The organism is Clostridioides sp. ZZV14-6154 (genome assembly GCF_020657785.1).
In the GTDB taxonomy this organism is placed as follows: Bacteria; Bacillota; Clostridia; order Peptostreptococcales; family Peptostreptococcaceae; genus Clostridioides.
The window spans coordinates 1,146,922-1,171,921 of record NZ_JAGWCY010000001.1 but is presented as its reverse complement, the minus strand read 5'-3'; the positions used below and the strand labels follow the sequence as shown (position 1 = coordinate 1,171,921).

Here is a 25,000-nt window from a genome sequence, read left to right as displayed (position 1 = left end):
ATAATGGATATTATAGAGGAATATATAGATTACATAAAAGATAAAAAAAAATTATCAGAAAACACAGTGGCATCATACTTTATGGATATAAAAAAATATATGGAATATATAAATCAAAAAAGCATTAAACTAGTAGATATAGTAGAAAATGATATTATAAGTTATTTAATAAAGTTGGAAAAAGATAATGTATCAATAGCTACAATAGCAAGGATGATATCATCTATAAAATCTTTTCATGATTATTTATTTTTAAATCATGTATGTACAAATAATCCTGCAAAGGATATAAAAAAACCTAAGGTAAAAAAAGAAAATATAAATATACTTACAGAAGAAGAAATTGAAAGATTATTAAATTTTCCTAAGTTAACAACACCTAAATTAATTAGGGACAAGGCTATTTTTGAAGTATTATATGGTACAGGTATAAAAGTATCAGAACTAGTAGATATGAATGTAGACGATGTTGACTTGGATATTGACTATATATATTGTAGTTCATGTTGTAAAAGTCAAAGAGTTATACCACTCTGTGATATTACAAAACTTTATTTAGAGAAATATTTAAAAGAAGCAAGACCTAAAATAGCTGTAGAAGGTGAAAAGTCATTATTTGTAAGTTCATTAGGACAAAGGTTTACACGACAAGGTCTTTGGAAAGTTATAAAAAAATATTCTAATTTAGCTAATATAGATAAAAACATAAATCCTACAATGCTTAGACATTCATTTGCGATTCACCTTTTGAATGAAGGTGCTAACATTGCTGTTGTAAGTAAAATCTTAGGAAATGTTAACTTGTCTAGTTTACAAGTATATTTAAACCACATAGATAAAAACGTGAGAAGAGAAATAAAAGAAAAACATCCTAGAAATGATATTGATATAGAGTTACAAAAAGTAGAAGCTAAATAGACTGTATAGCAAATTTTATAATTTAAAAGGAGCATATTTATATGAGCAGAGTAATTTGGATTGTAATTGATAGTGTTGGAATAGGAGCATTACCTGACGCTGAAAATTTTGGAGACAGTAAGGATGTAAGTACTCTTGGAAATATATTTAAAGAATATCCAGATATACAAATTCCTAATATGATAAAATTAGGTATAGGAAATATAGATGGTGTAGATTTTTTTGAAGATGAAAAAGAGCCAATAGGATGTTTTGGAAAATGTAAGGAAATGTCTCAAGGAAAAGATACTACTACTGGTCACTGGGAAATGACTGGGATAATAGTTGATAAACCCTTTAAAACATTTGAGCATGGATTTTCAAAAGAAATTATAGAAGAGTTTGAGAAAAAAACTGGAAGAAAAGTAGTAGGAAATAAGCCAGCTTCAGGTACTGTGATAATTGATGAATATGGAGAACATCAAATAAAAACTGGAGATGTAATAGTATATACTTCAGCTGATAGTGTATTTCAAATAGCAGCTAATGAAGAAGTGATTCCATTAGAAGAGTTGTACAATATGTGTAAAATAGCTAGAGAAATAATGATGGGTGATAATGCAGTTGCTAGAGTAATTGCTAGACCATTTATAGGTAAAAAAACAGGTGAATTTGTTAGAACTTCAAATAGAAGAGATTATTCACTAGACCCATTTGAACCAACTGTACTTGATAATATAAAAGAATCAGGTCTTGAAGTTTTAGCTGTTGGAAAAATAGAAGATATTTTTAATGGTAAAGGAATTACAGAAGCTATTCATACTAAAAGTAATATGGATGGAGTAGATGAAACTTTAAAATATATGAAACAAGACAATAAAGGCTTGATATATTCAAACCTTGTTGATTTTGATTCAAAATACGGTCATAGAAGAGACCCAGAAGGATATAAGAAAGCACTTGAAGAGTTTGATAATAGACTTCCTGAGATAATGAGCAGTATGAGAGAAGACGATATTCTTATAATTAATGCAGACCATGGAAATGACCCGACATATAAAGGTACAGACCATACAAGAGAATATATTCCAGTAATGAGTTATGGTAGTAAGGTTAAAAAAGGATTTAATTTAGGAATAAAAGATACTTTTGCTGATATTGGAGCAACTGTTGCAGATATACTGGATGTAAAATTGCCTAAACATGGAGTGAGTTTTAAAACAGATTTATTTTAAATATTAAATAGAAAATAACTATATTAAAGTAATAAAAATTAGCTTAATAGAATGAATGGAGGGATTGGAATGTTTGAAAAGATAGAACAAAGTAGTAAATTTATAAATTCTAAAATTAATATAAAACCTAAGATTGGTCTGATATTAGGTTCTGGACTTGGTGATTTAGCAAATGATATAGAAGATTCTGTCATAATTAAATATAGCGAAATTCCAAATTTCCCTGTTTCAACAGTAGAAGGACATGCTGGGCAACTTGTTATTGGAAAGCTTGCAGGAAAAGAAGTAATTGCTATGCAGGGAAGATTTCATTATTATGAAGGTTATTCTCAAAAAGAAGCTACTTTTCCAGTTAGAGTTATGAAAGCTCTTGGAGTCGAAATTCTTGTAGTAACTAATGCTGCTGGTGGCGTAAATAAACAATTTAAACCAGGGGATTTGATGATTATAAGAGACCATATAAATTTTAGTGGGAGTAATCCATTAGTAGGAAAAAATGATGATAGACTTGGAGATAGATTTCCAGATATGTCAGATGCCTATTCATGTAAATATGTAGATATAGTTAAAGAGTGTGCTAAAGAATACAATATAGATGTAAAAGAAGGTGTATATATGTTCTTTAGTGGACCTAATTATGAAACACCAGCAGAAGTAAGAATGGCTCAAATATTGGGGGCTGATGCAGTTGGAATGTCAACAGTTCCAGAAGTTATAGTAGCAGCACATTCTAATATTGATGTTATTGGTATATCTTGTATAACTAATATGGCTGCTGGTATTTTAAATCAACCATTAAGTCATGAAGAAGTTATACAAACTACTCAAAAAGTTAAATCAGAATTTTTGAACTTAGTTAAGAGCACAGTTAAGAATTTATAGAGGATTTAAGTAAATTTATTATAAAATAGACAATGTACAATTTGAAAATAATTAATAATGAGCTGTCTTGATATAGAAAAGTATTTCTAATAAGAGACAGTTTTTTATAATATTATAATATATAAATATATTTATAAATTTAAAAATCTATTTACATTATTACAGATTAGAATGGAGATTTCAAGTATGAGAATGTATGATATTATAAAAAAAAAGAGAGATAATTTAGAACTTAGTAAAGAAGAGATAAATTACTTTATAGAAAACTATTCTAAAGGAGATATACCTGACTATCAGGCTTCTGCACTATTAATGTCTGTTTATTTAAATAAGATGAATAAACAAGAGACTGTATATCTTACAGAAGCAATGATGCACTCTGGTGATATGATAGAGCTATCAGATATCGAGGGTATAAAAGTAGATAAACACAGTACGGGTGGTGTCGGAGATAAGACTACAATAGCTCTTATACCTTTAGTTGCTTCATGTGGAGCACCTGTTGCAAAAATGTCTGGCAGAGGTCTTGGACATACTGGAGGAACTATTGATAAATTGGAAGCTATATCAGGTTTTTCTACAGAAATGGATATAAACAAATTTATCGATTCTGTAAATAAGCATAAAATAGCAGTTTGTGGTCAAAGTGCAAAGGTAGCAATTGCAGATAAAAAAATATATGCTCTTAGGGATGTTACAGCAACTGTAGATAATATATCATTGATAGCATCTAGTGTAATGTCTAAAAAGCTAGCTTCAGGAGCTGATGCAATCGTATTAGATGTGAAAACTGGAAGTGGAGCATTCATGAAGACTTTAGAGGAGTCTTTTGAATTGGCAAAGGCTATGGTTGATATAGGTGTTGGTATGAATAAAGATACCATAGGAATTGTGACAGATATGGATGAACCTTTAGGATTTGCTGTTGGTAACTCTTTAGAGGTTATAGAAGCAATTGAAACTTTAAAAGGAAATGGACCAAAAGACCTTGTTGAATTATGTGAAGTTTTAGGAGCATATATGCTAGTTTTAGCAAAAGTTGCATGTAATTTTGATGATGGCATTGAAAAGATACGAGAATCAATAAAATCTGGTAGAGCCATAGATAAACTTAAAGAGTTCATAGAAAATCAAGGTGGAAATAAAGATATAGTTGATGATTATTCTTTATTTAAAGAATCAAAGTATAAGTATCCAATCAAATCAGATAAATCTGGATATATAAGTAAGATTAAAGCAGAAGATATAGGCATATCAGCTATGATTCTTGGAGCTGGTAGAGAAACTAAAGATGATATTCTAGATTTATCAGCAGGAATAATTTTAGAAAAAAAAATTGGAGATTATGTAAAAGAAGGTGAAGTTTTAGCATATATGTACTATGATGATGATAAAAAACTTACATTAGCAAAGGATAGATTCGTCAATTCATATTCTATTGTAGATGAAAAAATAGAAAAAAATAAATTAGTATATGGTATTGTAACTAAAGATGAAATTAAAAAGTTTTAGAAAATTTTAGAAAAAGTGATTATAAAAAGCCTAACATGTCAAAAATAGTGTTAGGCTTTTTATTTTTTTGAAAAGCTTGAGAAGTAATAAATATATAATAATAAAAATATATTTTAAAGTATTTTTTTATAATATAAATAAGTTTATTCGACAAGATGATTGAAAATTACAGTGCTTAGCTTTATAATAGAAAATGGACAAATATACATAAGGAGTAGATTATATTATGAATTTTAAAAAAAATAGATTGAAAATAGTAGCATTAATAGTTGTTATTTTAATTGTTGTGGTAGGTATATTTGTGTCTATGCAAATAGGTCCTTATGATAAAAATAACAAAGAAGATGTAATTATTGAAATTCCAAGTGGAGCATCAGTTGGAAAAATATCTGACATACTATATGAAAATAAATTAATAAAAAATGAATTATTGTTTAAATTGATAGTAAAAGTGAGTAATAAGGCTCCATCTATAAAATCAGGAACATATTTACTTAATCAATCGTATTCAAATAATGATATAATAAGCCTTTTAGCTTCAGGAAAAATATATCATGATGGTGTAAAAGTAACTATTCCAGAAGGTTCTACATCTAAAGAAATTATATCAATATTAGTAAATAAAAATTTAGGAGATAAAACCACTTTTGAAAATCTAATAAAAAAACCTAAAGAGTTTTATGACAAGTTTGAATTCTTGAAAGAAGATGGAATAACTTCTTTAGAGGGATTTTTGTATCCAGAAACTTATTATTTTAATTCAAAGAAACAATCAGAGGAAGATATTTTAAGTGAAATGTTGAGGGTGTTTGATAGTAAATATACAGACAAATTTAAAAAGAAACAAAAAGACTCAAAGATGACTCTTCAAGAAGTAATGGAGATGGCTTCAATAATTGAAAAAGAAGCTGTACTTGATAAAGATAGACCAATAATAGCAAGTGTATTTTACAATAGACTTAAAGTAGGTATGCCTCTTCAATCAGATGCAACAATACAATATATATTTGAAGAAAGAAAGAAAATTGTAACTTATAATGATTTAAAAATTGATTCACCATATAATAGTTACAAAAACAAAGGATTACCTCCTACACCAATATCAAATCCTGGTATAAAATCTATTGAGGCAGCACTTTACCCAGATAAAACAGATTACTTGTATTTTGTAGCAAAGATTGATGGAGGAAATAACTATAGTACAAACTATCAAGACCATTTAAAATATGTTAAAGAGTACAAGGAAGCGAGAGATAAACAAGGTAAAGATACAAAAACAACAAATAATGAAAATACCAAAAAATAAACAATGATTATAAAAAGTCTAACAGGGTAAGAATAATGTTGGGCTTTTTTATTGAAAATTGTTATTCTTAGATTTATAATAAAGAAAGTGTAAATATACAGAGCAATATGAATTTAAAAAATAATAAATTAAGACAAAATTTTAATGTTTATTATTTTAGGGAGTGTTTTTATGAGTAATATAGTTAATGACTTGGTTGAAGATTATATAAGAGTAACATTAAAGGAAAAAGAAGGACTTTTAAAAGATTTGGAAATTTATGCTGAGGAAAATAGTGTTCCTATAATACACAAAGAAGTTTCAGATTTATTAAAAGTTTTATTAAAGATTCAAAAGCCAAAAAGAGTTTTAGAAGTAGGGTGTGCAATTGGTTATTCCTCTATTTTCTTTGCAACAATCATAGGAAAAGATGCAGATATAATAACTGTTGAAAGAAGCGAAAAAATGATAGAAAAAGCAAAAGAAAATATAAAATTAGCTGGTTTTGAAAATAACATAACTATACTAGAAGGAGATGCAGAAGAAAAATTGAGTCAAATCCAAGGTGAATTTGACCTTATATTTATAGATGCAGCAAAAGGTCAATACAAGCTATTCTTTGATTTAGTTATAGATAAACTAAAAGATGGCGGATTATTAGTTTCTGATAATATTTTATATAAAGGAATGGTTGCACATGATGATTTTGTTGTAAGAAGAAAGAAAACCATAGTAAAAAGAATGAGAAATTATTTAGATTATATATGTAATTGTGATTATTTGAGTACATCATTGATACCAATAGGAGATGGTGTAGCATTAAGTTATAAAGAAAGTAAAAGAGGTGACGTAGATGGAATTAAATAAAGTTGAACTTTTAGCTCCAGCAGGTGATTTGGAGAGATTAAAAATAGCTATAACATATGGAGCAGATGCTGTTTATATAGGTGGAGAAATCTTTGGAATGAGGTCTGCTGCAAAAAACTTTAGTAAAGAAGATATGGCAGAAGGTGTAGCTTTTGCACATGAGAGAGGGAAAAAGGTATTTGTAACAGTAAATATAATCCCTCACAATGAAGATTTTCTACAATTAGAAGCTTATTTATTGGAGTTAGAAGAGATAGGAATAGATGCAGTTATAATAGCTGACCCAGGTGTTCTTAGTGTAATTAAAAAAGTAATTCCAAATATGGAAATACATTTAAGTACACAAGCAAATACAACTAATTATCTTAGTGCCAATTTTTGGTATGAACATGGAATAAAAAGAGTTGTAGTGGCAAGAGAATTATCATTTGATGAAATATCTGAAATAAGAGCTAAGACACCTTTAGATATGGATATAGAAGCTTTTATGCATGGAGCTATGTGTATTTCTTATTCAGGAAGATGTTTGATAAGTAATTATATGACTGGAAGAGATGCAAACAAAGGTTCTTGTGCTCAATCTTGTAGATGGCAATATCATTTAGTTGAAGAAAAAAGACCAGGAGAATATTTCCCTATATATGAAGATGAAAGAGGCACATTCTTTTTTAACTCAAAAGATTTGTGCATGATAGAATACATACCAGAATTAATTAAATCTGGTATAACAAGCTTAAAAATAGAAGGAAGAATGAAGACATCATATTATGTTGCAACAGTTGTAAGAGCATATAGAATGGCAATAGATGAATTTTATAAGGACCCTGAGAACTGGAAATTTAATCCTATTTGGATGGAAGAGTTAAAGAAAGGTAGCCATAGACATTTCACATCAGGTTTTTACTTGAATAAACCAACAACAGAAGACCAAAATTATCAATCAGCATCATATGTTAGAAACTATGATTTTATAGGTATAGTTAGAGAGACAGAGGATGAAAATGGGATTATTGTAGTTGAACAGAGAAATAAAATGTGTGTTGGTGATGAAATAGAAGTTATGGGACCATATAAAGAAACTATGTTTACTAAAATAGAAGAAATGTACAATGAAGAAGGAGAGCCTATAGAATCAGCTCCTCACCCTAGACAGATAGTTAAGTTAAAACTATCTGTAAAAGTTGAGAAAGATTATATGCTTAGAAAAGTTATAGAAGAAAAAGTTGAAGAGTAATAAAAATTTAATAAAAATAGTATTAGCCCCTTAGAAATTGTCAATAATGAAATTATCTAAGGGGTGATTTCATGTCAAAAAAGAAGACTCCATTTTTGAAAAAAGTGGGAAAGAGAAGCTGGTATATATTTACTGTAATTTTAATAATTTATAGTGGTTTAATCTATAGGCTAGTTGATATACAGGTATTAAAAGGTGATAAGTACAAAAGAAATGTTGAATCACAGAGTGTTGAGAAAGTAGAGTTAAATAGTGGACGAGGCATAATTTATGATAGAAATAATAAGAAACTTACAGATACAAGTAAAGTTCAGCTTTTAGTTGTTGAGAAAGAAAAATTAAATAACAACTATAAAATACTAGAACTTGTTAAGAAGGCTACTAAGATGGATGATTTGGAAATATATAAAATTATACAAGAACAATTGGCGAATCCCATAATACAAATTCAGACTGAAAATATTGATAATAGCATGAAAAAACAGCTTGAGAAAAATGGGATAATGCTAGAAGAAAAGACTATGCGATATTCACAGGATGGTTTGTTATCACATACAATAGGTTATATAAAAGATGATGATAAATCAGGTCAATTGGGAATAGAAAAAAGTATGGATAGTGTACTTAGAAACTCAAATGAAAAATATATAAGTGCTTTTAAAGCAGGGGATGCAGGAAACGAAAAATCTCTAAATATTTTAAAGGGAAGTGTAAAAACAGTTGATGAAAAAGATAAAGATAAACATTTAAAAACTACTATTGATTATGATATTCAAAAAAATTTAGAGCAAATACTAAATAAAGAAGAAAATCCAACAGCAGCAGTGATTTCAGATGTATCTACAGGTGAAATTATTGCTATGTGTTCTAGACCTAATTTTGACCAAAATAACATAGCAAAGAGTTTAAAGAGTAAAAATGGAGAATTTGAAAATAGAGTCATAAAATCGACATATCCGCCAGGTTCTGTGTTTAAGATGGTAGTCCTATTTTCTGCACTTGAAAATGGAGTTGTAGATGAGAATTATACCTATAATTGTAAAGGGAAAACTAAAGTCGGAAATAGTAATGAAATATTACGATGCAATAAACTAGATGGGCATGGTCTTCAATCCTTACAGCAAACTTTTTCTAATTCATGTAATCCAGCATTTTTAGATATAGCAATGAAAGTTGGTAAAGAGAAGATATTAAAGTCTGCTGAGAAATTGCATTTATTTGAAAAGGTTGATATTGGTCTTGATGAAGAACGAATTAGAGAAGCTCCAAAAAATATATCAATACGTAATTTAGCTATAGGGCAAGAAAATATAGAATTTACACCACTCCAAATAAATCAAATGACCCAGATAATAGCTAATAATGGAACATTTGAACCATTATATTTATATAAAAGTCTTGTAAATAATGATATGAAGACAATAAAAACTTATAAGTCTTCAAAAAAGGAAGAAATTATTTCTCCTTATGTGTGTACACAAGTAAAAGAAATTATGAAGTCTGTTTCTAAAGTTGGGACAGCTAAAGTCTTAAAGGATTTAGAAGGAGGATGTGGGGTAAAAACTGGTACAGCTCAAAGTAGTCTGAATAAAAAGCCAATAGATCATGGTTGGATAACCGGATTTTATCCAGAGAAAAGACCTAAGTACGTAATAACTGTGCTAGTAGAAGGGACTCAAAAGGAAAGTAAATCAGCAATACCTATATTTAAAGAAATATGTGAAAGTATAAAATAAAGTCATGTATTATAAAATTTAAGGATATATCGTAATTTTAATTTTTAAGTAAGTTGTTTTGACTAATGTTATACGATATATCCTTTTAAAAATATAATATTAATTTTCTTGAACAAGCTCTTTTTCTAGTTTTTTAAGAGCTTTTTTTTCGATTCTGGACACATATGATCTAGAGATATCAAGTCTTTGTGCTATTTCTCTTTGAGTTTTATACCCATAAGGAGTTAACCCGTATCTTAACTGGACAATTTCTCTTTCTCGAGGAGTAAGGATTTTATTAAGTTGTTCATATAGTTTTCCAACCTGAACTTTTAACTCCACTTCATCAAGAACATAATTGACATCTGTACCAAGTATATCTAAAAGACTTATTTCATTACCTTCTTTATCTGTTCCGATAGGGTCTTGTAGAGATACTTGTGATTTGTTTTTTTTGTTAGATCTGATATTCATTAAAATTTCATTTTCAATACATCTAGAAGCATATGTTGCCAGTCGAGTTCCTTTATCTATATTATAAGTTTCTATAGCTTTTATTAATCCTATTGTACCTATAGATATTAAATCATCCTGATCTTCTGTCGAATTGTTGTATTTTTTTGCGATATAAGCTACTAATCTCATGTTTCTTTCAATCAATGTATCTTTTGCACTTTTATCATTTTCTATTTTAAATTTAGTTAAATACTCAATCTCTTCTTCAGGGGTTAAGGGTTTTTCAAAAGATTTAAGCGCTGCCAATAAGTCACCCCCCTTTTTAACGGTCACTTTAAATTATATGAAGGAGACTTATCCAAGTTGACTGTTATTCAATAAAATAATATGTATACTGTTAGAATTTAAAACATATATTTACAAACTTTTGGCTGTAATATAACATTAAAAAGAAGAACTTAAGTTTAATTTTTTGTTGAATATATAAAAAATAAGACAGATAAATTATTAGTTTATTTGGTATAAATTGAATTTTAGATGTCAATAAATAAAAGGGAGGAAGATATGATTGTAAATAGCGAAACAAAGCTTATATGTCTTTTAGGACATCCAGTGAAACAAAGCTTTTCACCAATCATGCATAATTATTTATTTGAAAAATACAAACAAAATAATGTTTATGTATGTTTTGATGTAGAGCCAAAAGATTTAGGAAAAACAGTAGAGTCCATAAAAAGTATGGGTATAGAGGGTTGTAATGTGACAATACCTCATAAGGTAAATATAATTAAATACTTGGATTGTATTGATTACAAAGCAAAATTAGTAGGAGCAGTTAATACTATTAAGAATGAGGGAGGTGTATTAAAAGGATATAATACTGATGGAGTTGGATTTGTAAAATCTGTAATTGAAAATGGGTTTGACCTAAAAGACAAAAAGGTCATGATATTAGGCTGTGGAGGTGCGTGTAGAAGCATTTCTATTGAACTTGCATTTAATAATGTAAAATCTATAGAAATAAGAAATAGAAGTATAGATAAAGCAAGGGAAATATCAAATATAATAAAGTCTAGTTTTAAATTAGATGTAGACTATAGCACTAAAGAAGTTGATAAAAATGATTTAAGTAAAATTGATATACTTATAAATACTACACCAATAGGTATGGGGAATAACTTATGTCCAATCGATGAATCATTGATTCCAAACAAAAAAATACTAGTATGTGATATAGTGTACAAGCCTCATGAAACAAGCCTTATAAAATGGGCGAGAAAATACAATTTAGATGTTATGTATGGAATTGATATGTTAATAAATCAAGGTCTAAGTTCATTTTGTATATGGACTGGAATAAGGTTAGACAGTAATGAAAATGATTGTATAAAAGATATTTATGAAAAGAATTTATAACTAATTCCTTAAGCTTTAATCTATAGAATATAAAATATTAATGAGAGGTTTTTATTATTGAAAACGAAAAAGAATGGTTTTATATCAATTGAATGTATAATGAGTATTGCCATATTATATGTAGCTGTGTATTTGGTATCTACATCTTTATATAGCTGCTATAGTTTTATTAGTAAAAATGCATCTAATAGAGAAATGTTAAATATTGCAAAGAAATACTTGGAAGATGAGAAATATAAAATAAAAAATAATGAATATCAACTGACTGAGGATGAAATAAATAAAAATTACATAAAGGGTTATGAGATTAATAGCACAGTGAAACAAATTTTAAACTATTATCAATGTTATGAGATAAATATGGAAATTAAGAGTGATTTAAAACAATTAAGATTTAACAGTTATGTTACGAAATAATAAAGGTTCTATATTAATAGCAACATTGATAATATTTTCTATTATAAGCACTGTATGTATTATGTGTATAGGTTTAATTTATAGTAATGATAATATATTTGAATTAGAATATAAAGATGCTAAGTTAAGGGAAGCTTCTTTAAGTGGTATAGAAATATCAATAAGTAATGTACTTTGTTGTGTTGAGGAAGCCATTAATATATCTAATAATGAGGAAGAATTTAGAGACTATTTCTTAGGAAATAATACGATTGATTGTATAAAAAAAATAAAAGATACATCTTATAGTAATTTAGAAGAAGTTCATTTAAAAATAGAAAACAATACTATATATGACAAAGGAGATTTTTTTGAGTTTGATATAACAAGTACAGCCAGAGATAAAGACTTTTTAAAAGTAATAAAAGTGAGAGTAAAAATTAAAAATCCATGGGTAGGAATTGATATTAAAGATTATATAGATGATGATTATAGTAATAAAGATTCTATTGAAACATCTAAGGAGTCTAAATCGTTTGACCAAATAGAACTTTCAACTGTATTTGAGTCTGAAAGTAAAGATTTTGATAATCAAAACACTAATGGAGATGAAGAAGAAATAGACCAAGAGATAATAGAAAATATAAAAAAGAACTTTGATGAGAAAAATTTAGTATATGTATATAAGTATAGGGGTGTATAACTTTGAAAAAAGAAGGAATGTGACTGTAATAGAATTAGTAGTATCCATAGGTATAATACTATTGATAGCTACAATATGTTTTCCAAAAGATAATCTTGAAAATCATAAAATAAATTTATTTGCACGTCAACTTTGTTCAGATATAAGATATGTTAGACGAATTAATATGTTTAGCAACTACAATACATATATATACTATATAAAGCAAAAAGAACAAGAAGGATATGTATTGAGGAAAGATGGCAAAAATATTAAATCCATAGTACTGCCTAGAAATGTAAGAATCGCAAGAAGTATTGAAACTATAAAATTTAAATCTGATGGCTCACCTCAAAAAGCAACTACAATAGAGATATATAATGATAGATTAAATAAAACTATAACAATAACACCTGTAAGTGGAAGAGTACTTTTGAAAGAGGGAAAATATGAAACGTAAATGTGGATATTTACTTTTAGAAGGTGCAGTATCTTTAACTGTAATTGTAGTACTGGTGATAACTTTATATTCTATATTTATACTTACAATGAATTTAAAAGTTAAAATAGAAGATAAAATGGAGTTACAGCAACAAAGTATTGAAATCACAAAATCTATAGAAGGAATCATTAGTAATTCTAGGGGGATAATAAACTTATCTTCTAATGATAAAGGTTTTAAAAAAATGACATCTATAAAATGTAGATATGTAGATGAAAATACAACTGATAATGAAGAATATACAAGCAACAAAGAAATTATATTAAATGAGAGACGAAATAAGTTGTTTGTGAATTCTTTAAATGGTGAAAGTAGCCAAGCTGGTGGATATGAAATTGGTGATTATGTAGATGAAATGTATGTCTCAATGTCTAATAATGGAGAATATATTAATATAATATTGAAATTATCAAAACGTAATCAAAAATATGAAACTGAGTTTAAAGTAAAAGTATGGAATTTTATTAAAAATGTATAATTTTAAATAGAAGTATTATTAATGAAGATAATTGTTTTAATTTTTTATGAAAGTTATTCTGTAAAAATCTAAAAAATTATGTTTATCTGTTACTTTTAAATAAAAAGTAACGAGTAATAGTGGAAAGTGTAGTCGTAGAGATAAATAATATCAATATATAAAATGTATAAAGTATGATTATAGATGTAAATAATAAAAATATAGGATAAGTAATCTGCCAAATACTTGTTTATATTGTATAACTTATGATATTATGATATTAGTAAAAATTTGTAATCCTGACTTGACAGAATTCAAGTAAGAGATATAATTTTAAAGGCATAGTAATGTAAAATTTACTAAAAAATAAGAAATTTATTTTAATATGGAGGAACAAAAAATGGTATCAGCAGGTGATTTTAGAAAAGGTGTTACATTTGAAAAAGATGGACAACCATGTTTAGTAGTTGATTTTCAACACGTTAAGCCAGGTAAAGGAGCTGCTTTCGTTAGAACTAAATACAGAAACTTAAAAACAGGAGCTATAAGAGAAGAAACTTTTAATCCAAGTGAAAAATTCCCTAAAGCTGTAATAGATACAAGACAAATGCAATATCTATACAATGATGGTGAGTTATATTATTTTATGGACCAAGAAAATTTTGAACAAATACCATTAAACTATGAACAAGTTGAAGAAGCAATTAAATTCTTAAAAGAAAATGAAGTTGCGACAATAAGATTTTATCAAGGACAACCATTCCAAGTGGAAGCTCCAAACTTTGCAGAGCTAGAGGTTGTAGATACAGAGCCAGGAATAAAGGGTGATACAGCAAGTAATGTAACTAAAGCAGCTACAGTTGAAACTGGTGCAGTTGTTCAAGTTCCATTATTTATAAATACTGGAGATAAAGTAAAGATAGATACTAGAACAGGTGAATATTTATCAAGAGTATAAAAATTTATGTATATAAAAGCTTATATGTCTTAATAATATAAGATATATGAGCTTTTAGTTTATATATTAAAAAGAAAGCGAGGGGTGTTACATGAAACATTTATATGAAGAAGTTGCATACTTAAAAGGTTTAGCAGAAGGTTTAGAAATAAGCACTGAGAGTAAAGAAGGGAAAATGATACATAAAATAGTTGATGCATTAGAAGTATTTGCAGAAGCTGTTGTAACATTGGATGAACAACAAGAAGAACTTCAAGATTTTGTTGAATCTATAGACGAAGATTTAGCAGATTTAGAAGAAGATATTGCTGACATGGAAGAGGATCTTTACGAAGAAGATGAAGAAGATGATGACGATGAGGACTTCAGCTATATAGAAATGGAATGCCCAAATTGTGGAGAATTAGTAGAAATAGACGAAGATTTGTTATATGATGATGAAGTAGATGTTGTTTGTCCTGATTGTAAGGCTGTAATATTATCATCAGAAGATGATTATGAAGATGATGATGATTGTACATGTGGTGGTTGTTCAAATTGTGATGATAGAGAATAAAAATTCATAAGAAATAAAACTGCCTATGATGCCTATGAGATATTTTGTTTCATAGGTAGTTTTATTTTTATGAGGACAAGTATTTTGGATTTTGGTTTTGCAATAGTTGCACAAAAATAGTACACTAGAATTTATAGAATAGGATTTTGGAGGGATGTAATAATGAAGATAAGTAAAAAATTACTAGATAATATACAAAGATTTGAAGATGTTATAAATTATAAATTTAAAAATAAAGAATATATACTAGAAGCTCTTACACATAGTTCATATTCTAATGAAAATAAGAGATATAATTTTAATGAAAGATTAGAATTTTTAGGAGATTCAGTTTTAGGAATAGTGATAAGTGATTATTTATTTAATGAAGAATCCAATCTGCCCGAAGGGGAATTGACTAAACTTAGAGCAAACATAGTTTGTGAAGATTCATTAAGTGAAGTTGCAAATGATATAAATTTAGGGATTCATATGCTATTGGGTAGAGGTGAAGAATCTACTGGAGGTAGACATAGAACTTCAATATTAGCAGATGCATTTGAGGCTGTAATAGCAGCAATATATCTTGATGGAGGATTTGAAAGTGCAAGACAATTTATATTACACCATATGGAAAATATAATTTACGATTCAAGAAAGGGAAATATATTTAGAGACTATAAAACACATCTTCAAGAAGTATTACAAGGAAATGGAGAAAATAATATTTGGTATAGGCTTATAGAAGAAAAGGGACCAGACCATAATAAAAGGTTTGTTATGGAAGTTGGAATTAATGGAGATGTTTTGGGTATAGGAGAAGGTAAAAGCAAAAAAGAAGCAGAACAATTGGCTGCTAAAGTAGCTCTAAAGAAAAAATTATGGGAAAAATAAATATAATATGTAAAAATATAAAAAGAAATATTTAGATTAGAAGGATGTTGTAGATGAAAAAGAGAATTATACCTATATTTGTTCCTCACAAAGGATGTCCTCATGATTGTATATTTTGTAATCAAAAAAAAATAACAGGTGTGAGTACTGATGTTACTAGTGAAGATGCAAGAAATATAATTGAAGAATGTCTAAAGACTATAGATAAGGATGCTGATGTAGAAATAGCATTTTTTGGTGGAAGTTTTACTGCTATAGATGTAGATATACAAAAAAGTTTATTATCTGTTGCCAAAGAGTATGTAGAAAAAGGTTTTATAAAAGATATTAGAATGTCCACAAGGCCAGATTGTATTAGTGAAGAAATATTAGAAATGTTAAAAGAATATAAGACAAGTATAATAGAGCTTGGAGTACAATCCTTAGATGAAAAAGTATTATTAGATAGTATTAGAGGTCATCAGTCAGAAGTTGTATACAAGAGTTCGAAGTTGATAAAAAATAGTGGAATTAAACTTGGCTTACAAATGATGGTTGGACTTCCAGCTGATACAGAAGAAAAATGTATATTTACAGCCAAAAAATTTGTAGAGCTTAAACCAGATTGTGTAAGAATTTATCCAACTTTAGTGGTAAAAGAGACTGGTCTGGAAAAATTGATGGAGCAAAATGAATATAAGCCATTTACACTTGACGAGAGTGTAAGAATAGTAAAAAAAGTACTTGTATTATTTTATGTTAACAATATAAATGTAATAAGAGTTGGGCTTCAAGCTACTGATGATATACAAATGGGAAAAGCTGTCTTAGCAGGTCCGTATCACCCTGCTTTTAGAGAATTGGTAGAAGCTGAGATGATAAAGGATTATTTAGAATTTCTTATTTCACAAAATAAAAATATAAAGAACATGTTGGTGAAGTCTAATAAAAAGAATATTTCTAAAATAATAGGAAATAAAAAAACAAATATTAAATATATGAAAGAAAATTTTAGTGTGATTTTAAAAACACAAGAATCCGATTTAGATATAAATCAATTAGAAATTGTGTTAGATGGGAAAAGTTTAATTATTGCTAATATGAGAGACATCCATAGAAAATTGTATGACATTTATAACCTTTAGTTTTAACGATGAAGGGAGAGAAACGATTTGTATTTAAAGAGACTAGAGTTAAAGGGATTTAAATCCTTTCCAGTAAAGACAGATATTATTTTTAAAGAAGGAATAACAGCGATAGTAGGACCAAATGGAAGTGGAAAAAGTAACATATCTGATGCCGTAAGATGGGTATTAGGAGAACAAAGTATCAAGAGTCTTAGAGGAGATAAACTTGAAGATGTAATATTTGCAGGTACAGATACAAAAAAACCCATGAATTACTGTGAAGTAGCTCTTACTATTGATAATTCTGAGAATCAATTAGAATTAGACTTTACAGAAGTGACTATAAGAAGAAGAGCTTATAGAAATGGAGAAAGTGAATTTTTTCTAAATAATAAGAGTTGCAGATTAAAGGATATAAAAGAAGTCTTTTTAGATACTGGTATTGGAAAAGATGGTTATTCAATCATAGAGCAAGGAAAAGTAGATGAAATATTGAGTAATAATCCTTTAAGTAGAAGAAAAGTTTTTGATGAAGCTTGTGGTATATCAAAATATAGATATAAAAAACAGGAAGCAGAAAGAAATTTAAGTAATACAAAAGAAAATTTGGAAAGAATAGATGATATATATATAGAAATTGAAAATCAATTAAAACCTCTTTTTAATCAACAAACAAAAGCAAAAAAGTATTTAGAAATAAGTGAAAAATTAAAAATACTAGAAGTGAATAATTTTATAAGAGAAATTGAAGGAATAGAAAAAGAACTGAGTGAGGTTGATGAGCATAGTAAAGTTCTTGAAAAAGAGCTTAAAGAAAAAGAAGAGCAAAAAAATGTTGTAGAGAAAAAACAAGAAGATGTTGATAAGGAGATAGAGGTACTACAAGATGTAATTGAAAAGTCTGTGGATTATATAAATTCAATTAAAGGTGTTATATCAAAAAAAGAGTCACAGATAAATTTAATTAAAGAAAGAATAAAAAACTTTACAAATGAAATTCATAGAAAAAATTCTGAAATAAACAATATAAAAGAAAAGCTAAATGAAAATAAGGTATACATAAAAGAATTAGAAAGTAATAAGTCTTCAAATAGTGAAGAGTTATTGATATTACAAGAGAATATAAAAAAGTTAGAATCTAGTAAAGAAAATCAAAGGATGAAGTTGGAATCTTTAAATAATGATATAGAATTATTTAAAGAAAATATAATAGATATATTAAATAAGAAACAAGAACTTAGTAATAAGTTATCTGCTTTAAATGCAAATAAAGAAAATATGAATATTAGAGATGAGAACATAAACTCAGAAATATCAGAATTAAACCAAAATGTCCAAACAAAATCTTCTGAATTAGATAGTATAAATAAAGAATTTAATATGAAAAAAGAAAATTTAAATAATGTGAATAACAGAAATAAAAAATTAACTGCTGATTTACAATATTCTATTAATGAACTCAATAAGGTAGAAGATGAAATACAGAAAAGTAAATACAATCTAAATGGATATAACTCAAAGTTAAATGTTTATATAGATATGGAAAATCATTATGAGGGATTTAATAGAGGTGTAAAAGAAGTATTAAAAAATAAGGATTTAAAAGGTATTCATGGAGCACTAGGACAGATTATAAATGTTCCTGAAAAATATGAGAAATCTGTAGAAGCAGCACTTGGTGCCTATATGCAAAATATAATAACTGATGATGAGTTTAGTGCTAAATCTGCAATAAACTATTTGAAGAAGAATAATTTAGGAAGAGTAACGTTTCTGCCATTAAATATAATTAAATCAAATAAAATAAGTTTGGGTAATTTAAAAGCAAATACTAAATTTATAGGAATAGCGAGTGATTTAATTACGTTTGATGAAAAATATAGAAATATAATTGAAAATATACTTGGAAGAACTATATTTATAAACAATATAGATGAAGGGATAAAATTTGCAAAAGAAACTGGTCATAGATTTAAAATAGTAACTTTAGATGGTGAAATCTTAAATCCAGGAGGTTCTTTAACTGGAGGTAGTTTAAAAACTAACGGAAATATATTATCAAGAAAAAGATTCATTAACGAGTATACAGAAAAAATAAATGATGTTAAGGTTGAGATTTCAGGTCTAGAACTTACAAAAGAATCCTTAGATAAAAGTATAAAAAATATAAAAAGTGAAATTGGCTTAGTTGAAAATGAAGTAAAAGATTTAGAAAAAAGTATTATAATAAAGAGTACAAGTATAGAAAATATCGAATCTGAGATTGAATCTTTAAAATCTAGTATTGCTAGGCTAGGTAATGAGAAAAGTGATTTGGGTTCTAACTTAAATTATACACTCGAAAAAAGTGACATTGTTAAAAAAGACATGGAAGCATTAGAAAATACATACAATCAAAATAAAGAAAAAATTGATATATTAAGTGATGAAATAAAAAAATATAATGATTTGTATGATAAAGAAAAAGCTGAATTTGATGAATTAAACCTAACTTTAGTAAAGAAAACAGAAGCTTATAATAGCATAGTTAGAGATATAAAAAGAATATCTGGTGAAAATTGTGAGTTAGAAGAAAAAACTAAACAATTAGATGAATCATTAAATTATGAAGAACAAGAAATCGTTAAGTTACAAGATTCTATATCTATTGAAGAAAAAGAAAAAGAAAACTTAACTAAACAATTAGGAGACAGCAATAGAAATCTTGAAACTAGAAAAATAGCTAAAGATGACTTGAAAAATAATTTTGATGAAATTAGTAAAGAGTTAAAAATTATAGATAGACAACATATAGAACTTAAAGAGAGTTTATTTAAGGTTGGTGGAAGATTAGAAAGATTAAAAACTAGTCAAGACACATATATAAATAAGTTATTTGAACAATATGAAATGACTTTAGTACAGGCATTGGAAATCAAGGATGAAAATCTAGAGATAGATAGAAAATTCTTAGAAAATCTAAAGAGAGAAATAAGAAGTCTTGGGAATATAAATATAGATTCTATCAAAGAATATGAAGAAATAAAAGAAAGATATGATTTTTATAGTGAACAAAAACAAGATTTAGAAGAATCTATGGAGGAGATAGAAAAACTTATACATACATTAGAAGAAAATATGAAATCTGAATTTGAGATTAAATTTGAAGAAATAAGTAAAAACTTTAAGTATGTGTACAAAAGACTTTTTGGTGGTGGTTGTGGAGAATTAACTATCTTAGATAAAGAAAATTTATTAGAAAGTGATATCCTAATAACAGCTCAACCACCTGGTAAAAAGATGAAGAATTTAAATCTACTGTCTGGTGGAGAGAAAGCTTTAACTGCAATAAGCATATTATTTGCAATATTAATTACAAAACCAACACCATTTTGTATATTAGATGAAATTGAGGCTCCACTTGATGACGCAAATATATTTAGATTTGGAGAATTTTTAAAAGATTTATCTAAAGAAACACAATTTATATCAGTAACTCATAGAAGAGGAACTATGGAAGCTGCTGATTATATCTATGGAGTTACAATGCAAGAAAAAGCTATTTCAAAAGTTATTAGTTTAAAACTAAAAGAAGCTCAAGATATAACTGATATTATATAACTTAGATTGACATAGGAGGAAGAATAGTGTTAAAAAAATTATTTGGTTTTGGCAAAGACAAGGATAAGGAATTAGAAAAAAAAGACGTTGACTCAGAAGAAGAAATAGAAAGTGGTGCTGACAATTTAGAAAACATAGAAGAAACAATTTTTTCAGGGTTTGAGGAAGAAGTTATAGATAAAGTAGAAGATATTCCAGAAAAAACTGAAGAAGAAGTTGTTGATGAAAGTACTGAAGAAAATAGAGAGATAGAAGATGAGATAGATATTAATGAACAAAAGGTAGAAGAGATAATAAATAATGATTCTCTAGATAGTGAAATAGAAGAATTAAACAATGATAATAATGATGAAGAAACTGAACATGAAGATTATGAAAATAAAGAAGAGAAATATGAAGAAAAGAAAGTTAATTTGTTTGAAAGATTAAAACAAGGATTAACAAAGGCAAAACAAGGAATAACTGATAGAATAGATGAGGTTTTAAAATCATATACAAAAATAGATGAAGAATTGCTTGAGGATTTAGAGGAAATTTTAATAACAGCAGATGTTGGTGTAAATACAACTATGGACATAATTGAGAAACTAAGAGATAAGATAAAGCAAAAGGGAATTACTGAACCAATAAAGGTAAGAGAAGAACTTAAATCTATAGTTGAAGATATCCTTACGAATGAAAACTCTACATTAGACATAGAACCAGCTCCATGTATAATTCTAATGGTAGGTGTAAATGGAGTGGGTAAAACTACTACGATAGGAAAATTAGCAAATAGATATAAAAAAGATGGAAAAAAAGTTTTATTAGCGGCAGCAGATACATTTAGAGCAGCAGCAACAGAGCAATTAGAAATATGGGCAAATAGAACTAATGTAGATATAATAAAGCATCAAGAAGGAGCAGACCCAGGAGCAGTAGTGTTTGATGCTATAAAGGCAGCAAAAGCTAGAAAGGCAGATTTATTAATATGTGACACAGCTGGGAGATTACACAACAAAGCTAATCTTATGAATGAACTTGGAAAAGTATTTAAAATAGTAGATAGAGAATTTCCAGAAGCAAAGCGTGAGGTACTTCTTGTAGTAGATGCCACAACAGGTCAAAATGCAGTTGTTCAAGCTAAAACATTTAAAGAAGTTGCAGATATAACAGGTATAGTACTTACAAAACTTGATGGAACAGCAAAAGGTGGAGTAGTGCTTGCAGTAAAGTCAGAAGTAGATGTACCTGTAAAACTTATTGGAGTTGGAGAAAGAGTAGAAGACTTACAGGATTTTGATGCAAAATCATTTTCAGATGCATTATTTGGTAACTAGTATTCTTTTAAAAATAATGGTTGACAAGAGTGTTTATATGATATAAAATACAATAGTGTAAAGTAAATAACCTTTACAGTATACTGCTAGGAAGTGTAAGATATGAATATAGAAAAAATGGTCGAAATTGGATTGTTATTTGAACAGTATAAAGAATTACTAACTGATAAGCAAAAAGAGATAGTAGCTCTATACTATGAAGAGGATTACTCTTTAGGTGAAATCAGTGAGAATCTAAGTGTATCAAGACAAGGTATATATGATACATTGAAACGTTCAGAAAAGATACTAAGAGATTATGAAGAAAAGCTACATTTAGTATCTAAGCTTCAAGAACAGGAAAAAAATATTAAATTTATAAGAAATAAAATTATTGACATTAAAGAAGATTTATTGCACAATAGAGATTGTGCTAATTTAATCCCTAAGCTAGAAAATATAGAAGATGTATGTAGGGAGATGATAAAATGATATTTGAAGGATTGTCTGATAAACTACAAGGGGCATTTAGTAAGTTAAAGTCAAAAGGAAAGCTTACAGAAGCAGATGTAAAAAATGCTATGAGAGAAGTTAAACTTGCTCTTCTTGAAGCAGATGTTAACTTTAAGGTAGTTAAAGATTTTATAAAAAAAGTTCAAGAGAGATGTGTTGGACAAGAGGTTATGCAAAGTTTGACACCAGCTCAACATGTAATAAAAATTGTAAATGAAGAACTTACAAGTTTAATGGGGGATGTACAAAGTAAAGTAATGATTTCCTCAAAACCTCCTACGATTTTAATGATGGTTGGATTGCAAGGTGCAGGTAAAACTACAACAGCAGGAAAACTTGGAGGATATTTTAAAAAGCAAGGCAAGAAGCCTCTATTGGTAGCTTGTGATATTTATAGACCAGCAGCTATAAAGCAACTTCAAGTTGTTGGTGAAAAATTGGATATACCTGTATTCAATATGGGAGATAAAGAAAGTCCAGTAAATATTGCCAAGGCAGGTTTAAGTCATGCAATTAAAAATGCTAACGATTTGGTTATTATAGATACTGCTGGTAGACTTCATATAGATGAAGTGCTTATGGATGAGTTAAAGTCAATTAAGTCAGAAGTTAAGCCACATGAAATACTTTTAGTTGTAGACTCTATGACAGGGCAAGATGCAGTGAATGTTGCAGAAAGCTTCAATGAAGCACTTGGTGTTGATGGAGTAGTATTAACTAAGTTAGATGGAGATACTAGAGGTGGAGCTGCACTTTCAATAAGAGCAGTAACACAAAAACCTATAAAGTTTATGGGGATGGGAGAGAAACTAGATGATATAGAACCTTTCCACCCAGACAGGATGGCATCAAGGATATTAGGTATGGGAGATGTATTAAGCCTAATAGAAAAAGCACAAGAAAGTATGGACTTAGAAAAAGCTAAGGAATTAGAACAAAAAATCAAAAAACAAGAACTAGATTTTGAAGATTTTTTACAACAAATGGAACAAATACAAAATATGGGACCTCTAGACAAGATACTTGGTATGATGCCTGGTATGGGAAATATAAAAGACCAACTTGGAGATGTAGATTTGAATGGTAAAGAAATGAATAGAACTAAAGCCATAATTCAATCAATGACTACATATGAGAGACGTAACCCAGGAATATTAAATGCTTCTAGGAAAAAAAGAATAGCTAGAGGTAGTGGAACTACTGTACAAGATGTAAATAGACTTATAAAACAACTTAATGAAATGAAAAAAATGATGAAGATGTTTGCTGGTTCACAAAAAAGTATGAAGAAAAGGGGCGGCTTAGGCGGTTTACCTTTTTTTAAATAAAATATAAAAAATAGTAAAAATTATTCGGAGGTGACTGTAATGGCAGTTAAAATAAGATTAAAAAGAATGGGAGCTAATAAAAAACCTTTCTACAGAATAGTAGTAGCTGATTCAAGAGCTCCAAGAGATGGAAAATTTATAGAAGAAATAGGATACTATAATCCAATTTCTGAACCTAAACAAGTAAGAATAAATGATGAAAAAGCTATAAAATGGTTAGCTACTGGTGCTCAACCAACAGAAGTAGTTAAAAAATTACTTGTAAAAAACGGAGTAATAGAAAAATTCGAAGCTTCTAAACAAGCAAAATAATTTTCTCTTAGCAACTAGTATAAGTAAATACTTGTTGTTGAGGTTACTTTTAGGAGATGAAATATATGAAAGAGCTAGTTGTAGATATAGCTAAGGCTCTAGTTGATAATCCTGACTCAGTTGTTGTTGAGGAATTTAAAGACAATGACGGTATCGTCTTAAAGCTTACAGTTGCTCAGGATGACATGGGTAAGGTTATTGGGAAGCAGGGAAGAATAGCTAAAGCTATAAGAACTGTCGTAAGATCTGTTGCAAATAGAGAAAACATAAAAGTTTCTCTTGAGATAGTATAAAGAGGAGGATTAGGTATAGTGCCTAGTCCTTTTTGTATAACTGTGTACAGTTTTAAGAATTTATGATGATATGGTAACATAAGATTAAATTTTTTTAAGAAGGTGATAACATGAAAGAAAAATTAACCCATTTTAAGGTAGGGCAAATAGTAAACACACAAGGTCTAAAAGGTGAAGTAAGAGTTTATCCACTTACTGATGATATAGATAGATTTGATGAATTGAAAGATTTTTATTTAGGAAAAGATTTAAACAACAAGTGGACTGTAGAAAATGTAAGATATAAAGGCTCTATGGTTATAATGAAGATAAAAGGTATAGACACTATAGAAAAAGCAGAAAAGCTAAAAAATAAATTTATGTATGTGTCTAGAGAAGAGAGTAGAGAACTTGAAGAAGGTGAGTTTTTTATAGCAGATATGATTGGTATGGAAGTTTTAACTATAGAAGGAAAGTATGTAGGGGTCTTGGAGGATGTACTTCAATATTCTGCAAATGATGTTTATGTAATAAAAGGTGAAGAAGATAAGGAATTTATGATACCAGCTATAAAAAAATTTGTACCTACTATAGATATAAATGAAAGAAAAATGATTATAGACCCTATTAAGGGTATGATAGATTAGG

25 protein-coding genes are annotated in these 25,000 nt (G+C 28.0%); 24 read left to right on the top strand and 1 reads right to left on the bottom strand.

The genetic code is table 11. The annotated features are described in order from the left end of the window. Positions 1–3: 3 nt before the first annotated feature. From KGF45_RS05720 to KGF45_RS05685, 8 genes are all read left to right on the top strand, one after another. Positions 4–918 (top strand): tyrosine-type recombinase/integrase, encoded by a 915-nt coding sequence (locus KGF45_RS05720; protein ID WP_227827130.1) that lies wholly within the window; start codon positions 4–6, stop codon positions 916–918. 41 nt (positions 919–959) lie between these two features. Continuing rightward, positions 960–2,132, top strand: a complete 1,173-nt coding sequence (locus KGF45_RS05715; protein ID WP_227841977.1) for a phosphopentomutase — start codon at positions 960–962, stop codon at positions 2,130–2,132. Positions 2,133–2,201: 69 nt separating this feature from the next. Next, on the top strand, positions 2,202–3,014 hold the full coding sequence (locus KGF45_RS05710; protein ID WP_227827132.1) for a purine-nucleoside phosphorylase: 813 nt from the start codon (positions 2,202–2,204) through the stop codon (positions 3,012–3,014). Positions 3,015–3,200: 186 nt separating this feature from the next. Then, positions 3,201–4,526: a pyrimidine-nucleoside phosphorylase gene (locus tag KGF45_RS05705; protein WP_227841976.1), complete on the top strand. Its 1,326-nt coding sequence runs from the start codon at positions 3,201–3,203 to the stop codon at positions 4,524–4,526. 226 nt (positions 4,527–4,752) lie between these two features. Next, entirely contained in the window at positions 4,753–5,832 is a 1,080-nt protein-coding gene (gene mltG / locus KGF45_RS05700; protein ID WP_227827134.1) for an endolytic transglycosylase MltG, read from the top strand. Between the two features lie 171 nt (positions 5,833–6,003). Further along, entirely contained in the window at positions 6,004–6,678 is a 675-nt protein-coding gene (locus KGF45_RS05695) for an O-methyltransferase (protein ID WP_227827135.1), read from the top strand. Beyond that, positions 6,665–7,912 carry a peptidase U32 family protein gene (locus KGF45_RS05690; protein ID WP_227827136.1) on the top strand — a complete coding sequence of 416 codons (1,248 nt, stop codon included), beginning with the start codon at positions 6,665–6,667 and terminating at the stop codon, positions 7,910–7,912. The genes KGF45_RS05695 and KGF45_RS05690 overlap by 14 nt, the downstream gene beginning before the upstream one ends. Before the next feature lie 71 nt (positions 7,913–7,983). Then, positions 7,984–9,648 (top strand): peptidoglycan D,D-transpeptidase FtsI family protein, encoded by a 1,665-nt coding sequence (locus tag KGF45_RS05685; RefSeq protein WP_227827137.1) that lies wholly within the window; start codon positions 7,984–7,986, stop codon positions 9,646–9,648. Between the two features lie 99 nt (positions 9,649–9,747). Here KGF45_RS05685 and sigK read toward each other — a convergent pair whose 3' ends face one another. After that, on the bottom strand, positions 9,748–10,389 hold the full coding sequence (gene sigK / locus KGF45_RS05680; protein ID WP_227827138.1) for an RNA polymerase sporulation sigma factor SigK: 642 nt from the start codon (positions 10,387–10,389) through the stop codon (positions 9,748–9,750). A gap of 258 nt (positions 10,390–10,647) precedes the next feature. On the opposite strand from sigK, the gene aroE reads away from it, so the two are divergent. From aroE to rimM, 16 genes are all read left to right on the top strand, one after another. Then, positions 10,648–11,499: a shikimate dehydrogenase gene (aroE, locus tag KGF45_RS05675; RefSeq protein ID WP_227827139.1), complete on the top strand. Its 852-nt coding sequence runs from the start codon at positions 10,648–10,650 to the stop codon at positions 11,497–11,499. Positions 11,500–11,556: 57 nt separating this feature from the next. Further along, positions 11,557–11,916 carry a hypothetical protein gene (locus KGF45_RS05670; protein WP_227827140.1) on the top strand — a complete coding sequence of 120 codons (360 nt, stop codon included), beginning with the start codon at positions 11,557–11,559 and terminating at the stop codon, positions 11,914–11,916. Continuing rightward, on the top strand, positions 11,903–12,598 hold the full coding sequence (locus KGF45_RS05665; protein ID WP_227827141.1) for a hypothetical protein: 696 nt from the start codon (positions 11,903–11,905) through the stop codon (positions 12,596–12,598). Before KGF45_RS05670 ends, KGF45_RS05665 begins: the two co-directional genes overlap by 14 nt. Next, complete coding sequence (locus tag KGF45_RS05660; RefSeq protein WP_227841975.1) at positions 12,591–13,037, top strand: hypothetical protein; 447 nt, start codon at positions 12,591–12,593, stop codon at positions 13,035–13,037. The genes KGF45_RS05665 and KGF45_RS05660 overlap by 8 nt, the downstream gene beginning before the upstream one ends. Then, positions 13,027–13,557, top strand: a complete 531-nt coding sequence (locus KGF45_RS05655) for a hypothetical protein (protein WP_227827143.1) — start codon at positions 13,027–13,029, stop codon at positions 13,555–13,557. Before KGF45_RS05660 ends, KGF45_RS05655 begins: the two co-directional genes overlap by 11 nt. A gap of 379 nt (positions 13,558–13,936) precedes the next feature. Then, on the top strand, positions 13,937–14,494 hold the full coding sequence (gene efp / locus KGF45_RS05650; RefSeq protein WP_227827144.1) for an elongation factor P: 558 nt from the start codon (positions 13,937–13,939) through the stop codon (positions 14,492–14,494). 91 nt (positions 14,495–14,585) lie between these two features. Continuing rightward, the gene (locus KGF45_RS05645) at positions 14,586–15,050 is read left to right on the top strand and encodes a CD1247 N-terminal domain-containing protein (protein WP_227827145.1); all 465 of its coding nucleotides are present in this window, start codon (positions 14,586–14,588) and stop codon (positions 15,048–15,050) included. 162 nt (positions 15,051–15,212) lie between these two features. Further along, on the top strand, positions 15,213–15,923 hold the full coding sequence (rnc, locus tag KGF45_RS05640; protein WP_227827146.1) for a ribonuclease III: 711 nt from the start codon (positions 15,213–15,215) through the stop codon (positions 15,921–15,923). A gap of 53 nt (positions 15,924–15,976) precedes the next feature. Then, positions 15,977–17,047, top strand: a complete 1,071-nt coding sequence (locus KGF45_RS05635) for an elongator complex protein 3 (RefSeq protein WP_227827147.1) — start codon at positions 15,977–15,979, stop codon at positions 17,045–17,047. A 27-nt stretch (positions 17,048–17,074) separates the two neighbouring features. After that, a complete protein-coding gene (gene smc, locus KGF45_RS05630) occupies positions 17,075–20,629 on the top strand; it encodes a chromosome segregation protein SMC (RefSeq protein ID WP_227827148.1) in 3,555 nt (1,184 codons plus the stop codon). 26 nt (positions 20,630–20,655) lie between these two features. After that, on the top strand, positions 20,656–21,948 hold the full coding sequence (ftsY, locus tag KGF45_RS05625; RefSeq protein WP_227827149.1) for a signal recognition particle-docking protein FtsY: 1,293 nt from the start codon (positions 20,656–20,658) through the stop codon (positions 21,946–21,948). 102 nt (positions 21,949–22,050) lie between these two features. Next, the gene (gene ylxM / locus KGF45_RS05620; RefSeq protein WP_227827150.1) at positions 22,051–22,419 is read left to right on the top strand and encodes a YlxM family DNA-binding protein; all 369 of its coding nucleotides are present in this window, start codon (positions 22,051–22,053) and stop codon (positions 22,417–22,419) included. After that, the gene (gene ffh / locus KGF45_RS05615) at positions 22,416–23,768 is read left to right on the top strand and encodes a signal recognition particle protein (RefSeq protein WP_227434163.1); all 1,353 of its coding nucleotides are present in this window, start codon (positions 22,416–22,418) and stop codon (positions 23,766–23,768) included. The genes ylxM and ffh overlap by 4 nt, the downstream gene beginning before the upstream one ends. 39 nt (positions 23,769–23,807) lie before the next feature. After that, positions 23,808–24,080, top strand: coding sequence for a 30S ribosomal protein S16 (gene rpsP, locus KGF45_RS05610; RefSeq protein ID WP_003419338.1), 273 nt, complete (start codon positions 23,808–23,810; stop codon positions 24,078–24,080). 65 nt (positions 24,081–24,145) lie between these two features. Next, positions 24,146–24,373 carry a KH domain-containing protein gene (locus KGF45_RS05605; protein WP_227434164.1) on the top strand — a complete coding sequence of 76 codons (228 nt, stop codon included), beginning with the start codon at positions 24,146–24,148 and terminating at the stop codon, positions 24,371–24,373. A gap of 110 nt (positions 24,374–24,483) precedes the next feature. Continuing rightward, a complete protein-coding gene (rimM, locus tag KGF45_RS05600; RefSeq protein WP_227827151.1) occupies positions 24,484–24,999 on the top strand; it encodes a ribosome maturation factor RimM in 516 nt (171 codons plus the stop codon). Position 25,000: the final 1 nt, after the last annotated feature.